At 44.0% G+C, this 15,330-nt stretch carries 12 protein-coding genes, 1 pseudogene and 1 other annotated feature; of the genes and pseudogenes, 12 read left to right on the forward strand and 1 reads right to left on the reverse strand.

Annotated elements, in window-relative coordinates; translation table 11 throughout:
• The 7 genes and pseudogenes from WAM07_RS03390 to WAM07_RS03420 all read left to right on the forward strand — a co-directional run.
• Window positions 1-223, forward strand: a pseudogene (locus tag WAM07_RS03390) (DNA polymerase III subunit beta); the annotation flags it as partial.
• A gap of 203 nt (window positions 224-426) precedes the next feature.
• Window positions 427-648 carry a S4 domain-containing protein YaaA gene (yaaA, locus tag WAM07_RS03395; protein ID WP_014641301.1) on the forward strand — a complete coding sequence of 74 codons (222 nt, stop codon included), beginning with the start codon at window positions 427-429 and terminating at the stop codon, window positions 646-648.
• A 19-nt stretch (window positions 649-667) separates the two neighbouring features.
• Complete coding sequence (recF, locus tag WAM07_RS03400) at window positions 668-1,786, forward strand: DNA replication/repair protein RecF (RefSeq protein WP_089750509.1); 1,119 nt, start codon at window positions 668-670, stop codon at window positions 1,784-1,786.
• A gap of 9 nt (window positions 1,787-1,795) precedes the next feature.
• Window positions 1,796-2,080 (forward strand): extracellular matrix regulator RemB, encoded by a 285-nt coding sequence (remB, locus tag WAM07_RS03405; RefSeq protein ID WP_014641303.1) that lies wholly within the window; start codon window positions 1,796-1,798, stop codon window positions 2,078-2,080.
• A gap of 61 nt (window positions 2,081-2,141) precedes the next feature.
• Complete coding sequence (gene gyrB / locus WAM07_RS03410; RefSeq protein WP_422164787.1) at window positions 2,142-4,061, forward strand: DNA topoisomerase (ATP-hydrolyzing) subunit B; 1,920 nt, start codon at window positions 2,142-2,144, stop codon at window positions 4,059-4,061.
• A 106-nt stretch (window positions 4,062-4,167) separates the two neighbouring features.
• Entirely contained in the window at window positions 4,168-6,702 is a 2,535-nt protein-coding gene (gene gyrA / locus WAM07_RS03415) for a DNA gyrase subunit A (RefSeq protein WP_422164789.1), read from the forward strand.
• A 119-nt stretch (window positions 6,703-6,821) separates the two neighbouring features.
• Window positions 6,822-7,922 carry an HD-GYP domain-containing protein gene (locus WAM07_RS03420; RefSeq protein WP_422164791.1) on the forward strand — a complete coding sequence of 367 codons (1,101 nt, stop codon included), beginning with the start codon at window positions 6,822-6,824 and terminating at the stop codon, window positions 7,920-7,922.
• 17 nt (window positions 7,923-7,939) lie between these two features.
• Here the strand turns inward: WAM07_RS03420 and WAM07_RS03425 are convergent, their stop codons facing one another.
• Window positions 7,940-8,656: a YaaC family protein gene (locus tag WAM07_RS03425; protein ID WP_422164793.1), complete on the reverse strand. Its 717-nt coding sequence runs from the start codon at window positions 8,654-8,656 to the stop codon at window positions 7,940-7,942.
• Between the two features lie 250 nt (window positions 8,657-8,906).
• On the opposite strand from WAM07_RS03425, the gene guaB reads away from it, so the two are divergent.
• The 5 genes from guaB to serS all read left to right on the forward strand — a co-directional run bounded on the left by guaB (window position 8,907) and on the right by serS (window position 15,121).
• Window positions 8,907-10,376 (forward strand): IMP dehydrogenase, encoded by a 1,470-nt coding sequence (gene guaB / locus WAM07_RS03430; RefSeq protein WP_422164795.1) that lies wholly within the window; start codon window positions 8,907-8,909, stop codon window positions 10,374-10,376.
• Window positions 10,377-10,486: 110 nt separating this feature from the next.
• Window positions 10,487-11,818: a serine hydrolase gene (locus tag WAM07_RS03435; protein ID WP_422164797.1), complete on the forward strand. Its 1,332-nt coding sequence runs from the start codon at window positions 10,487-10,489 to the stop codon at window positions 11,816-11,818.
• A 125-nt stretch (window positions 11,819-11,943) separates the two neighbouring features.
• The gene (pdxS, locus tag WAM07_RS03440; RefSeq protein ID WP_014641310.1) at window positions 11,944-12,828 is read left to right on the forward strand and encodes a pyridoxal 5'-phosphate synthase lyase subunit PdxS; all 885 of its coding nucleotides are present in this window, start codon (window positions 11,944-11,946) and stop codon (window positions 12,826-12,828) included.
• Between the two features lie 112 nt (window positions 12,829-12,940).
• Window positions 12,941-13,531: a pyridoxal 5'-phosphate synthase glutaminase subunit PdxT gene (gene pdxT / locus WAM07_RS03445; RefSeq protein ID WP_422164798.1), complete on the forward strand. Its 591-nt coding sequence runs from the start codon at window positions 12,941-12,943 to the stop codon at window positions 13,529-13,531.
• A 39-nt stretch (window positions 13,532-13,570) separates the two neighbouring features.
• Window positions 13,571-13,793 (forward strand) — a binding site (T-box leader).
• Between the two features lie 53 nt (window positions 13,794-13,846).
• The gene (gene serS / locus WAM07_RS03450; protein ID WP_422164800.1) at window positions 13,847-15,121 is read left to right on the forward strand and encodes a serine--tRNA ligase; all 1,275 of its coding nucleotides are present in this window, start codon (window positions 13,847-13,849) and stop codon (window positions 15,119-15,121) included.
• Window positions 15,122-15,330 lie beyond the last annotated feature (209 nt).

Below are 15,330 nucleotides of genomic sequence, written 5' to 3' on the forward strand. Positions count from 1 at the left end.
CTCACCTGAAGTAGGAAATGTGGTTGAAGAAGTAACGGCAGATGATGTGAACGGAGAAGATTTAAAGATTTCTTTTAGTGCTAAATATATGATGGATGCTTTAAAAGCTGTGGATTATGATCAAGTAAAAGTAGAATTCACGGGAGCGATGCGTCCTTTCTTGATCCGTCCTGTAGATGATGAACAAATTCTTCAGCTGATCCTGCCTGTCCGAACCTACTGATTTATAAAAAACGTGTTAGTATAAAAGGTATGTCAGTCATTCGAATATAGTACTAGTTTAAAAGAGGCGCTGTTATGAAAATCATAGCGGTGCCTTTTCTTATGGTGAGCCGCTGAAACAGAATAAATCTCTTGGACTTTTCTTACACCTTCATCTTTAGTAAAATAAAAAGAAGGTGAATTCATGGAATAGGGTGAATGAAAATGAGCGAACGTATTGAAATATCAACGGAATATATCCCGCTTGGTCAGTTTCTAAAATTATCCAACGTTGTGGAATCTGGTGGAATGGTTAAATTATTCCTTAGTGAATTTGAAGTTTTTGTAAATGGAGAGTTAGAAAACCGCCGTGGGCGTAAGCTTTACCTGGGAGATACAGTCGAAATAGAAGAGTTTGGCAGCTTCACGGTTGTACGTGAAGAATAAGGTGAAATGAACCTGACTTATGTATATTCATGAGCTGTCGCTTCGGTCGTTTCGAAATTATGATCAATTGTCCCTGACATTTGATCATAAGATAAATGTCATTATTGGTGAAAACGCCCAGGGAAAGACCAATTTGATGGAAGCGATCTATGCTTTAGCCTTTACAAAATCACACCGGACCCCGAGGGATAAAGAATTAATACAATGGGACGCCGAGTATGGTAAAATAAAAGGGAGTATATTTAAACGGAATCGCCGTTTTCCTCTCGAGATTGTCATTTCGACCAAAGGGAAAAAAGCGAAATTAAATCATATTGAACAAAAGCGCCTTAGTGACTACATAGGTGCTTTGAATGTCGTTATGTTTGCACCTGAGGATCTTAACCTGGTCAAGGGAAGCCCTCAGGTGCGTCGTCGGTTTATCGACATGGAAATCGGACAGATTCAACCGACGTATATCTATCATTTAGGACAATACCAAAAGATCCTCCGTCAGCGTAATCACCTGCTGAAAGATTTGCAGCGTAAGCCTCACGCTGATCGGACGATGCTTGGAGTATTGACGGATCAGTTGATGGAGCATGCAGCGACGATTGTGGATCGAAGGTTCAAGTTTATGCAGCTGCTCCGTTCATGGGCGACTCCCATCCATGAAGGAATCAGCCGGAAACTAGAAAAACTTGATATTTCTTATAATGCAAGTGTCAAAGTATCAGAGGATATGAATTTGGACACAATAAAGAAAATATACATGGAAAAATTTTCAGAAATTGAAACAAAGGAAATTGAAAGGGGGACTACGCTTGCAGGTCCCCACCGGGATGATCTTATATTTTATGTGAATGGAAAAGATGTTCAGACCTATGGTTCCCAGGGACAGCAGAGAACAACCGCCCTGTCTTTGAAGCTTGCGGAAATTGAACTCATTCATAGTGAAGTCGGCGAGTACCCCATTCTTCTTCTGGATGATGTGCTCAGCGAACTGGACGATTACCGGCAGTCCCATCTGCTTCATACCATCCAGGGGAAAGTTCAAACCTTTGTTTCAACGACTAGTATAGATGGAATTGAACATGAAGCTTTGAAGCATGCAGAGATCTTTCATGTTAAAGAAGGAACGATCGAAGTAGAGAAATGAGGTGGCAAATTGTTCATTCATATCGGTGACGATCATGTCATCCAATCAAAAGATGTGGTAGCGATTATCGATCACAGTTTGATGACATCGTCCTCTATTATCGAGGAAATGATTTTTAATCAGCGGAAAAACAGACGCGTGGTGGAAACAGAAGAAGACCACGTGAAAGCTATCGTGATTACAAATGATTATATATATTTCAGCCCGCTTTCCGTATTCACTTTGAAGAAGAGGGCCAATATGAAGACCACGTTAAATAAACTGGAAGACTTCTCTGAAGAGTCAGGTGGGTAAGAGAAGATCATCAGTGAAAGAGTTCATAAGAAAAACCACTTGAGAAATGTAGGTGAGTACCATGAAGGAAGACATAATTCAAAAAGAATCCTATGATGAGAGCCAGATACAGGTACTGGAAGGGCTGGAAGCGGTTCGTAAACGCCCGGGAATGTATATTGGTTCGACGAACGAAAAAGGACTGCACCACCTTGTATGGGAAATTGTAGATAACAGTATTGACGAAGCGATGGCTGGTCACTGTGACCAGATCCAAGTGATGATTGAGAAAGATAACAGCATCTCCGTGACAGATAACGGCCGCGGAATTCCTGTAGGGATTCAGGAAAAGACAGGACGTCCTGCAGTAGAGGTCATTATGACGGTTCTTCACGCCGGAGGGAAATTTGGAGGCGGAGGCTATAAAGTCTCTGGAGGACTCCACGGTGTAGGAGCATCCGTTGTGAATGCTCTATCATCAATACTTGAAGTATTCGTCCACCGTGATGGCAAGATTCACTACCAGGCTTTCCACCGCGGGGTGCCGGAAGAAGATTTGAAAATCATCGGAGACACAGAGATTACTGGAACACGCATTCAGTTTAAACCGGATGAACAAATCTTTACAGAAACCGTTGAATATAACTTTGAAACACTGGCTACTCGTACACGAGAGCTTGCTTTTCTGAATCGCGGCTTAACGATTTCGATTGAAGACAAGCGTACAGATGAAGAGCCGGTGAGCTATTACTATGAGGGCGGCATCCGCTCTTATGTCGAGCATTTGAACCGTACGAGAGAAGTGCTCCACGAACCATTTTTCATAGAAAGTGAACAGGATGACATTTCTATTGAAATCGCCCTTCAGTATAATGATGGCTTCGCAAGCAATCTTTATTCGTATGCGAATAATATTCATACGTACGAGGGCGGAACACACGAATCCGGCTTTAAAACCGGACTCACTCGTGTAATTAACGATTATGCGCGTAAAAATAATATGTTTAAAGAAACTGACCCGAACTTAACAGGAGATGACGTTCGCGAAGGCTTAACTGCGATCATCTCTATCAAACATCCAGATCCCCAATTTGAAGGACAGACCAAGACCAAGCTTGGAAACAGTGAGGCTCGTACGGTTACGGATGCGCTATTCTCAGAAGGCTTTTCTAAATTCTTGTTTGAAAATCCAAACATGGCAAGAATTGTAGTGGAAAAAGGACTGATGGCTTCCAGAGCCCGTATGGCTGCGAAGAAGGCACGTGAGCTTACTCGCCGTAAAAATGCGCTTGAAGTTTCCAACCTTCCTGGTAAATTAGCGGACTGTTCGTCTAAAGATCCCAGTATTTCAGAGATCTACGTGGTTGAGGGTGACTCAGCCGGGGGTTCTGCGAAACAGGGACGGGACCGGCATTTCCAGGCGATTCTTCCTCTTCGCGGGAAAATTATTAACGTAGAGAAAGCTCGCTTAGATAAAATCCTTTCAAATAATGAAGTGCGTGCGATTATTACAGCGCTCGGTACAGGAATCGGAGAGGATTTCGATATTTCTAAAGCCCGCTACCATAAAATCGTCATTATGACGGATGCTGATGTGGACGGAGCTCATATTCGAACGCTTCTTCTAACCTTCTTTTACCGTTATATGCGTCCTTTGATTGAACATGGCTACATTTATATCGCCCAGCCGCCTCTTTATAAAATTCAGCAAGGGAAAGCCGTTTATTATACGTATAGTGATAAGCAGCTTGATAGCATGCTTGCAGAGCTGCCAAACTCTCCAAAACCAGGCGTCCAGCGTTACAAAGGTTTAGGAGAGATGAACCCGGAACAACTTTGGGAGACAACAATGGATCCCGAGACAAGGACGCTGCTTCAAGTGAGTCTGGAAGACGCGATTGGAGCAGATGAAACCTTTGATATTCTTATGGGGGACAAGGTAGAACCACGCCGTAACTTCATTGAGGAAAATGCTCAATACGTCCAGAACCTGGATATATAAGAAATAAACAAATGGTCGTCACGATAAAAATAGAAACAGTGTAAATGGATGGGGAAAGGCTCTTTAGAGCTTTTCTCCCCTTATAGGTTATTAGGAGGTAAATAGAATGGTGGATCAACCCGAACGCCCACGCGTGCAGGAAATTAATATAAGCCAGGAAATGCGTACATCCTTCCTGGATTATGCCATGAGTGTTATTGTGGCACGTGCCTTGCCTGACGTCCGTGATGGTTTGAAACCTGTACACCGCCGGATTTTGTATGCGATGCATGATTTAGGCATGCATTCCGATAAAGCTCACAAAAAGTCTGCCCGTATTGTAGGGGAGGTTATCGGTAAATATCACCCGCACGGTGATTCGGCCGTGTACGATACGATGGTACGTATGGCTCAGGACTTCAACTACCGTTATATGCTCGTGGACGGACACGGAAACTTCGGTTCTGTAGACGGCGACGCCGCTGCCGCTATGCGTTATACGGAAGCAAGAATGTCCAAAATTTCTATGGAGATTTTGCGAGACATCAATAAGGATACAATTGATTTTGATGACAACTATGACGGTACGGAAAAGGAACCTCTTGTCTTACCTGCCAAATTCCCGAACTTACTGGTGAACGGTGGTTCAGGTATCGCGGTAGGGATGGCTACGAATATTCCTCCCCATCAGCTGGGTGAAGTGATCGATGCTGTACTTGCCGTCAGTAAAGATCCGGATATTACCATTCAGGAATTGATGGAAAACCACATCTACGGGCCAGACTTTCCAACCTCTGGGAAAATCCTTGGACTAAGCGGTATTCGAAAAGCTTATGAAACTGGAAAAGGATCCATTACCGTCCGGGCAAATGTTGAAATCGAAGAACAGGCGAATGGGAAAGCTCGCTTAATTGTTACGGAGCTTCCGTATCAGGTGAACAAAGCTCGTCTTGTTGAGAAAATAGCAGATCTTGCCCGCGACAAAAAAATTGACGGCATTACGGACCTCCGGGACGAGTCCGACCGTAACGGTCTTCGCGTCGTGATCGAATTACGCCGGGATGCTAATCCCAATGTGCTGTTGAACAACCTCTACAAGATGACGGCTCTTCAATCCACATTTGGTATTAATATGCTGGCTCTGGTTAAAGGTCATCCAAGAGTATTGAACTTGAAACAGTGCCTGGAATACTATTTGGAGCACCAGAAAGAAGTCATCAAGCGTCGAACCGCTTATGAACTTCGTAAAGCGGAAGCGAGAGCTCATATCCTGGAAGGGCTTCGAGTAGCTCTGGATCATTTAGACGAAGTGATTACGCTCATTAGAGAGTCACAAACGACTGAGATTGCTAAAAGTGGTTTAATGGAGCGTTATGAGCTGTCCGATCGCCAGGCTCAAGCTATTCTGGATATGCGTCTTCAACGTCTGACTGGTTTAGAACGTGAGAAGATTGAAAACGAATACCAGGATCTCATGAAGCTGATTGCTGAATTGAAAGCAATCCTTGCTGATGAAGAGAAAGTTCTGGAAATTATCCGGGAAGAACTCGAGGATGTAAAAGAACGCTTTAACGATGAACGTCGTACTGAAATTGTGCTGGGCGGCAGTGACTTTATTGAAGACGAAGACTTAATACCGGAAGAAACGGTTATTGTAACCCTGACGCATCAAGGTTATGTCAAACGTCTCCCTGCTAACACGTACCGTTCTCAGCGCAGAGGCGGCCGTGGTGTACAAGGAATGGGGACCCACGAAGAAGATTTTGTGGAACACTTGCTCTCCACCTCAACTCACAATACGCTGCTGTTCTTCTCCAATAAAGGAAAAGTATATAAAGCAAAAGGCTATGAAGTTCCTGAATTCAGCCGAACGGCTAAAGGGATTCCAATTATCAATATGCTGAATATTGAGCGGGATGAGTGGATTAACGCCGTCATCACCGTAGAAGACTTCGTCGACGATTGGTACCTGCTATTCACAACAAGGAACGGTATCACCAAACGGACGACACTTTCCCAATTTGCGAACATCCGCCGCGGCGGTCTGATTGCACTTGGATTGAGGGAAGACGACGAATTGATCTCCGTGAAACTGACAGATGGCCAAAAGGATATTATGATTGGTACTAGAAATGGCTATCTCATCCGGTTTAATGAAGATCAAATCCGTGCTATGGGCCGTACAGCAGCAGGTGTTAAAGGGATCTCGCTCAGAGATGACGACCGCGTTGTATCCATGGAAATCCTGGAGGACGACCTGCAGGTTCTTACCGTCACAAGTAAAGGGTATGGGAAGCGGACACCGGCAACGGATTACCGCATTACCAATCGGGGCGGTAAAGGAATTATTACGTGTAACCTTACCGATAAAAATGGTTATGTCGTCGCTACCCAGGCCGTGAATGGTGAAGAAGATATCATGATCATCACGGAAAGTGGAGTGCTGATCCGGATGCCGCTTGAAAGCATTTCTGAAACTGGAAGGAATACTCAGGGTGTCCGCTTGATCCGTCTTGGAGACGGGGAAGAAGTAGCCACGGTAGCTCGTGTGGAATCAGAAAAAGAAGAAGAAGAAATCATTGAAGAAGCACTTGAAAAGAATGAAGATAAAGAAACATCATCAGAGGAATCGAAAGAAGTGGACGACACTCCTGAAGAATAACCTCCCCCGTTTGCTGGGAAATGCCAAGCCGCCTGTCGAAATTTACGGCAGGCGGCTTTTTTTAAGATATTTTAGTGGATTTAATAGCTATACTCCTTCTAAGAGAGGTGGAAAATGATATGCGGGTGCACCCTTCCCAATTGGTTACGGGCTGTTTAATAACAAAAGATGTAATGGGATGTACTAAAAATCCAATTATCCCTAAAAACACGTTGATTCATCCTATACATATTCAAGTATTAAAGAAATTTTTAATTGAATCCGTAGAAGTTGCGAACAAACTTTCAGACGGTTCTCCTTTTGTTCCGGAAGAACCAGTAGATGATGAAGCGATCGAAACACAGCCTTATGGATCCATTGAATCAAGTGAGGACCTAACCTTTTACGACCGGTACTTACATGCCGTTCAATCCTATAAGAAATGGTTTTCGGATTGGCGGGCAGGAGCATCCCTGGATATTAAAGCAATCCGTGTAGTAATGGAACCTTTATTAGAAAGTGCTGTGCAGGAGAAGCAGGAGATTTTCAGACTTCATAACTATTCCTCAAGCTGGGATTATCTTTACCACCATAGTGTAGCGATGAGTGTTATGGCCTCTTATTTAGCTTATAAAATGGACTATGAATACGGGGAGTGGATTCAAGTAGGGCTTGCAGGGTTACTCAGTGATGCTGGAATGGCCAGAGTCGATCAACGTGTAATCGATAAAGAGGCTCCACTCACAGAACGGGAATTTGAACAAATTAAACACCATCCTGCGCACTCTTACCGTCTGGTGGAAAACATTCAGACGTTGAGCCGCCCCGCCAAGCTTGCCATTTTACAGCATCACGAGCGATTGGACGGAACCGGTTACCCTCTTGGACTGAACCATACCAAAATCCATTCCTATAGTCAGCTCATTGCGGTTAGTGATATGTACCACGCCATGACTTCAGAACGTGTGTATCGCCAAAAGCATTCTCCTTTTAAAGTTCTTGAGAATGTTCTTAAGGAACAGTTCGGACGCTATGATCACACCGTTATCCAAGTGCTGGTCAAAGAACTGACCAATTATTCAACCGGCACGAATATAAGACTGTCCAACAATCGGCGGGCGGAAATTGTCTTTGTAGATCAAACCTACCCTACAAGACCGATGATTCGTTTAGAAGAGGATGGAGAAATTTATCACTTAAAAGAACATATGCATCTACATATAGAAGAAATACTGGAGTAACAAAAGACCAGCTGATATCAAAGAACAGATGTCAACTGGTCTTTTAACCATGCGGAAATTAACATAGGAATCTGGTCGCTTGCGCTTTTTAAAAATTCGATGATAAAGACATAGTCCTCCCGGTCCCTCATTTGCTGCATTTCTCCCCACCATTCTCCCTCATAGCGGACCAGCATGCTTAAGTTATACAGAACAGCAAAATAAGCAAGTAGCGGAGGCCAGGGTTCATCTGCAGACGGACGCTCTAAATCTTTATAGGCATAGATGGGAGCCATAGCTTCTAAGGGACGCAGCAATTCATCCATCGAGACTTTTTCTTTTGATGATGAGAACTGGAACAGATGATCTGCTGCATGTGGAAATAGTCCATGGGGCTGGACTCGAATATCGTCCTCTAAAAAGCGGTAATGCTGTTTCTTTCTTTTTCTGGTCGACAGACCGTGAGCTAAAACCTTGGCTGTAGCAGGGTAACCTGGATCTACTGTTAGAAGGCAGCTCTTTAAGTAGTGATTGAGTCCATAATAAAAAAGGAGCGGCTGGACACTCAAGGGAGTCGCTTTTGCAGACTCCCAGTAGTCACTTCCCAGATTTAAACCATATATAAATCGTTCCGCGTTCTGGTAGGCATGGTGAGAAGCTTTCGGATTGTTTATGTTTTCGTAACAGGCCAGTAAAAATGGTCTGGTGTGAGCGGTAACTTGTAAGTAATTAAGAATGGTCTCTTCCTTAAGCATGGGAGTGCCTCTCCTTTCGTCACGTTCATCCTTATTTTTTGCAAGTAAAGCAGAAAGCGCTTTAATTACATTGTACTCTGTTAAAGCGCATGGAAAGCAGTCCCGACAGGGGATTTATGGTATTTTTTTATGGTTGAAAAAGCACAGTCATTGTCGTATTGTAAATAACAATAAGATAGTAATTTAAATAGTTAACGGTTATTATTCCCCACCTTTACCCAAACTATTTGAATAAAAGGAGAGATCAAGCATGCGTGCAGATAAATTTGAAAAAGAAAGCTTAACATTCGATGATGTCCTTTTACTTCCTGCCAAGTCAGATGTATTACCTCGTGACGTTTCATTAGCTACAGAGCTTTCGCCTACCTTAAAACTGAATATGCCCGTTCTCAGTGCTGGAATGGACACAGTCACAGAAGCCGGTCTAGCAATCGGAATGGCGAGACAAGGCGGTCTCGGTGTCATTCACAAAAATATGTCGATCGAAGAGCAGGCTGAGCAGGTGGATCGTGTAAAACGTTCCGAAAGCGGAGTTATCACGAATCCTTTCTTTTTGACTCCTGAACATCAGGTTTTTGATGCGGAGCACCTGATGGGTAAATTCAGAATCTCAGGTGTGCCGATTGTGAATAATCAAGAAGAACAGAAGCTGGTGGGGATCCTTACCAACCGTGATCTGCGTTTCATCGATAACTATTCCATGGCCATCAGTGAAGTGATGACAAGCGAAAATCTGGTAACGGCACCTGTTGGGACCACTTTAGAGGAAGCTGGGAAGATTCTTCAGGAATACAAAATTGAAAAACTTCCATTAGTGGACAACGAAGGCATCCTAAAAGGTCTAATCACCATTAAAGACATCGAAAAAGTTATCGAATTTCCGCTTTCGGCGAAAGATGAACATGGTCGTCTCCTTTGCGCTGCTGCCGTCGGGGTAACAGCGGATGCTATGACAAGGGTTGATAAACTTGTTTCTGCGGGAGTGGATGCTTTAGTTATCGATACGGCCCACGGACATTCCCAGGGCGTAATCGACCAAGTGAAGCGTATTCGAAGCAAGTATCCTTCTATAAATATTATCGCCGGAAACGTAGGCACCCCAGAAGCAACACGCGAACTAATTGAAGCAGGTGCCGATGTGATCAAAGTAGGCATAGGTCCTGGATCCATTTGTACAACCCGTGTCGTTTCCGGAGTAGGCATTCCACAGATTACTGCGGTTCACGACTGTGCGATGGAAGCGGAGAAATATAACAAACCTGTAATTGCCGATGGCGGTATTAAATATTCAGGTGAAATTGTAAAATCTCTTGCGGCAGGGGCCCATGCGGTGATGCTTGGAAGTTTGCTCGCGGGCGTCTCAGAAAGTCCGGGAGAAACAGAAATCTTCCAGGGCCGCCGTTTTAAAGTTTACCGTGGAATGGGATCTGTAGGGGCTATGGAATCCGGTTCTAAAGATCGTTACTTCCAAAGTGGTCAGGAATCCAAAAAACTGGTACCAGAGGGGATCGAAGGACGTATGCCGTATAAAGGACCGCTTGCAGATACCCTTCACCAGCTGATGGGCGGTTTGCGATCCGGAATGGGGTATTGCGGAACCCCAACGATCCAGGCGCTGCGTACGGATGCTAAATTTACGAGAATTACCGGAGCAGGCTTACGCGAAAGCCACCCTCACGATGTTCAAATTACAAAAGAAGCACCGAACTACTCCGTTTAACTTGAATAATTTTTATAGACAGGGACTATTTCCCTGTCTATTCTTTTGTTAAGCCATATGATAAAATAACGAGGGTATAATACATAATTTGTGGGTGGAGGTCGAGAAAGTTGAAACAAGTTTTTAAAACATCCCTGGCCGTCATGTTGGCCTTTATTTTGAGCATGTCCGCAGTCTGGATGAATCCAGGGAATACATACGCGGCTACAGTTAATGTAGAAGCGAAATCTGCTATTCTAGTAGATGCTGATTCTGGAAAGATTTTATTTGAGAAAGAGGCAGACCTTACTCTACCTCCCGCTAGTATGACGAAAATGATGACAGAGTACCTTGTTATGGAAGCGATCCAGAATGGCAGCATCAGCTGGGATACCACTACACAAATCAGCCAATACGCTTACGATATATCGGCTAATGCTGAATTCTCAGGCGTCGGCTTGAAAATGAATAAAGATTACAAAGTAGAAGAACTGTATAAAGCGATGGCCATCAATTCGGATAATGCCACGACCATTACGCTCGCTGAATTGATTGCAGGTACAGAAGCGGAATTTGTTAAAATGATGAATGAAAAGGCTAAGGAAATGGGACTTCCTGATTATGAATTCGTCAATTCCACTGGACTGAATAATTCTCACCTGGGAGATAACTATCCTGAAGGGACAGCCCCTGATGCGACCAATATGCTCTCAGCACGATCCTCTGCACTTCTTGCCTACCACTTAATTAATGATTATCCTGAAGCTTTAGATTACTCGAGTCAGCCAACGGCCGAATTTGATGGCCAGACGATTACAAACTGGAACTGGATGATACCAGACATGCCCGGTGCACTCTCACAGTTTGGTTACGACGGGGTTGATGGTTTAAAGACTGGTTACACAGAACTTGCAGGTAACACGTTTACAGGGACAGCTGAACAAGATGGTCAGCGCTTTATTGCAGTTGTGATGAAGACGGATTCAAGAGCTTCCCGTTTCCAGCAGACAGCGAAATTATTTAATTATGGTTTTCAGCAATTCCAGGAGCAGACTCTGTATAAAGCTGGCTATCAACTGGAAGATGAATCCGAGATCAAAGTAGCTAAAGGTAAAGAAGACCAGGTAGCTGTAGAGACAAACACCGACCTTCAAACCCTGGTTAAAAACGGGGAAGATGGACAATACTCCATTGAGTATAACCTTTCGGAAGATCAATTGGATGAGGATGGAAAGCTCGTGGCCCCTATTGAAAAGGGAGCCAAAGTAGGAACGGCTTCTCTTGTGTACAATGGAGAAGAATCCTATGATAATCTATTATCTGAAAACCAGAATTCCGTAGATTTGGTAACGACCGGAGCGGTTGAAAAATCCAGTTGGTTTATGCTGATGATAGGCGGAATCGGTGAGTTCTTTAGCGATATTTTTACCGGAGCTGTAGATATGGTGAAAAGTTGGTTCTAACAGTTAATGCCAATTTATTTGGTAGGATTTTAGGCTTTTTTGAGTTACAATAGAAAATAAGGAATTTTGGATTCACATCATGCAAATGGTTGATAATATACAGTCGATTCAGGGAGGAATATATTATGTCACAAACAGGTACAGATCGCGTAAAACGCGGAATGGCAGAAATGCAAAAAGGCGGCGTCATCATGGACGTTGTAAATGCTGAACAGGCAAAAATAGCTGAAGAAGCGGGAGCGGTAGCCGTAATGGCTCTTGAACGCGTACCAGCGGATATTCGTGCAGCTGGAGGCGTAGCTCGAATGGCAGATCCAAGCATCGTGGAAGACGTGATGAATGCTGTTTCTATTCCAGTCATGGCAAAAGCTCGTATCGGGCACATTACGGAAGCACGTGTACTAGAAGCTTTAGGTGTCGATTATATCGATGAAAGTGAAGTGCTGACGCCGGCCGATGAAGTTTATCACATCAAAAAGGACGATTATACCGTTCCATTCGTATGCGGATGCCGTAACTTAGGAGAAGCTACCCGCCGTATCCGTGAAGGAGCTTCTATGCTTCGTACTAAAGGGGAACCTGGTACAGGCAACATCGTAGAAGCCGTCAGTCATATGAGACAAGTTCAGTCTCAAATCCGTCATCTTCGTGGTTTATCTGAAGATGAAGTGATGGTTTATGCGAAAGACAATGGTGCTCCATTTGATCTTCTTATGGAAATCCGTGAAGCAGGTCGTCTTCCTGTCGTAAACTTTGCAGCGGGTGGAATTGCTACCCCTTCTGATGCGGCATTGATGATGCAGCTTGGAGCAGACGGTGTATTCGTAGGTTCAGGTATTTTCAAATCCAATGACCCAGAACGCTTTGCTCGTGCGATTGTAGAAGCTACTACGCATTATGATGACTACAAATTGATTGGCGAACTTTCCAGAGGTTTGGGCACAGCTATGAAGGGCATGGAAATGTCTACTCTTGCTGCTGACCAGCGTATGCAGGATCGCAGTCAATAAATAATTAGCAGGTGGATCATGGGTCTTGAGACAGGCCTCACCCGCGGCTGGTTCTACGATTATATTTATGATCGTTGAATGATTTAGGATAGATTTAAAGGAGACATGCATCATGACCACAATCGGTGTATTAGGACTTCAAGGAGCTTTTCGTGAGCATGTACGTTCCATCGAAGCTTCAGGTGCAGAAAGTGTCGTAGTGAAAAAGGTAGAACAGCTTGAGCATATTGATGGTCTCATTATTCCCGGTGGTGAAAGCACCACAATGAGGCGTCTGATTGACAAGTATAATTTTCTAGAGCCACTTCATGATTTCGGAAGACAGGGAAAGCCGATTTTCGGTACTTGTGCAGGATTAATTCTGCTTGCATCAGAAATTGATGGATCGTATGACGTACATTTAGGACTGATGGACATTCACGTGCGCCGTAATGCCTTCGGAAGGCAGCGCGAAAGTTTTGAGGTGGATCTCGATATCGAAGGTGTGGCTGAAGGATACAATGCCGTATTTATACGTGCTCCTTATATTGAAGGGGTAGGTGAATCCGGTAAAGTATTAGCTACGTATAATGGACATATCGTAGCTGCCCAGCAGGATGGTTACCTGGCTTGTTCCTTCCATCCTGAATTGACCGAAGATCATCGAATGACCGCTCATTTTGTTAAAATGGTGGAAGAGTCTAAAAAATCACTTGCATTATGATTGAATATCCGCTAATGTTATTAGACACAATAGCTAATAATTAACGCGATGATAGGAATTAGTAGCATCATCCTTTTTCTTTAAGAGAGTCAGTGGCTGGTGAGAACTGATGAAAAAGATGTGTGAATCCATCCTTGAGTGTTCGACTGAATAACAGTAAGTCGAACCGGTGCTCACCGTTATGAGTTAAGCCGGAAGATTGATCTTCAATCTTCAACTTGGGTGGTATCGCGGGAAGCATAATAAAGCTCTCGTCCCTTATTTACAAGGGACGGGAGCTTTTTATATTAATTAATTTGAATGAGGAGGATCCACATGCTGGACATGAAGTACTTACGCCAGAATTTTGAAGAAGTGAAGCAGAAGTTGAATAAACGCGGTGAGGACTTATCCGAACTGGATGCTTTTGGAGACTTGGATGAAAGACGCCGGGAGCTGATTCAAGAGACGGAGGAGTTAAAAGCTCGCCGTAATGAAGTCTCTAAAGAAATATCCCAACTGAAAAAGGAAAAGCAGGACGCGGATGACAAGATTAAAGAAATGCGTGAAGTAGGAGATCGGGTCAAGAATCTGGATGCTGAACTCAAAGACGTGGAAGAGCGATTAGAAACCTTACTTTTATCTATTCCTAACATTCCGCATGAAAGTGTTCCTGTTGGAGAAGATGAAGAAGATAACGTGGAAGCTAAAAAGTGGGGAGACCTTCCAGCCTTTACTTTTGAAGCCAAAGCCCACTGGGATGTAGCAACGGAGCTCGATATTCTAGACTTCGAACGTGCATCTAAAGTTACGGGAAGCCGGTTTGTTTTTTACAAAGGACTTGGTGCCCGTCTGGAGCGAGCGCTATTAAATTTCATGATGGATTTACATGCTGATGAACATGGCTATCAGGAAATGCTTCCTCCTCAACTTGTGAATCGCACCTCTATGACAGGAACCGGACAGCTTCCGAAATTTGAAGAGGATGCATTTAAAATTGAAGACTGGGACTACTTCTTAGTGCCAACAGCAGAAGTTCCGGTAACGAACTACCATCGTGAAGAGATCCTATCCAGTGAGAACCTTCCACAGAAGTTTGTAGCTTTCAGCACCAACTTCCGTTCAGAAGCTGGGTCTGCAGGCCGGGATACGAGAGGTCTGATCCGCCAGCACCAATTCAATAAAGTTGAACTGGTTCAGCTAGCTAAACCAGAGGAGTCTTATCAGATACTGGAAGAACTAACCGGCCATGCTGAGAAGGTTCTGCAGCTGCTTAAACTGCCATACCGTGTGATGAGCATGTGTACAGGTGATCTTGGGTTCACAGCTGCTAAGAAATACGATATCGAAGTATGGATCCCAAGCTACGAGACGTATCGTGAAATCAGTTCTTGTTCTAATTTTGAAGATTTCCAGGCCCGCCGCGCTGGTATTCGATTCCGTCGTGAAGAGAAAGGAAAGCCGGAATTTGTTCATACCTTAAATGGTTCCGGGCTTGCCCTCGGACGTACAGTAGCTGCGATTCTTGAGAATTATCAGCAGGAGGATGGCTCTGTAGAGATCCCTGAAGTTCTTCGTCCATATATGGGTGGTAAAGAGTTCATTCGATAGTATAAAGCCTATATCCTATAAAAAAAAGCCGCACCGAGCAAACTTGCCGGAGCGGCTTTTTTAACGCGCTATTAGCGCTATCGTTTGTTTTTATAAAAGTCTTATTACACTTTAGGCCCGGATTGTGTAAGACTCAGTTTCCAGATATTGTCTGGAGAAAGGGGCTCCAGGGAACGGCTCGCTTTCCGCGGCCCTGCACGATGCAGGGT

The organism is Halobacillus sp. (genome assembly GCF_049282395.1).
In the GTDB taxonomy this organism is placed as follows: domain Bacteria; phylum Bacillota; class Bacilli; order Bacillales; family Halobacillaceae; genus Halobacillus.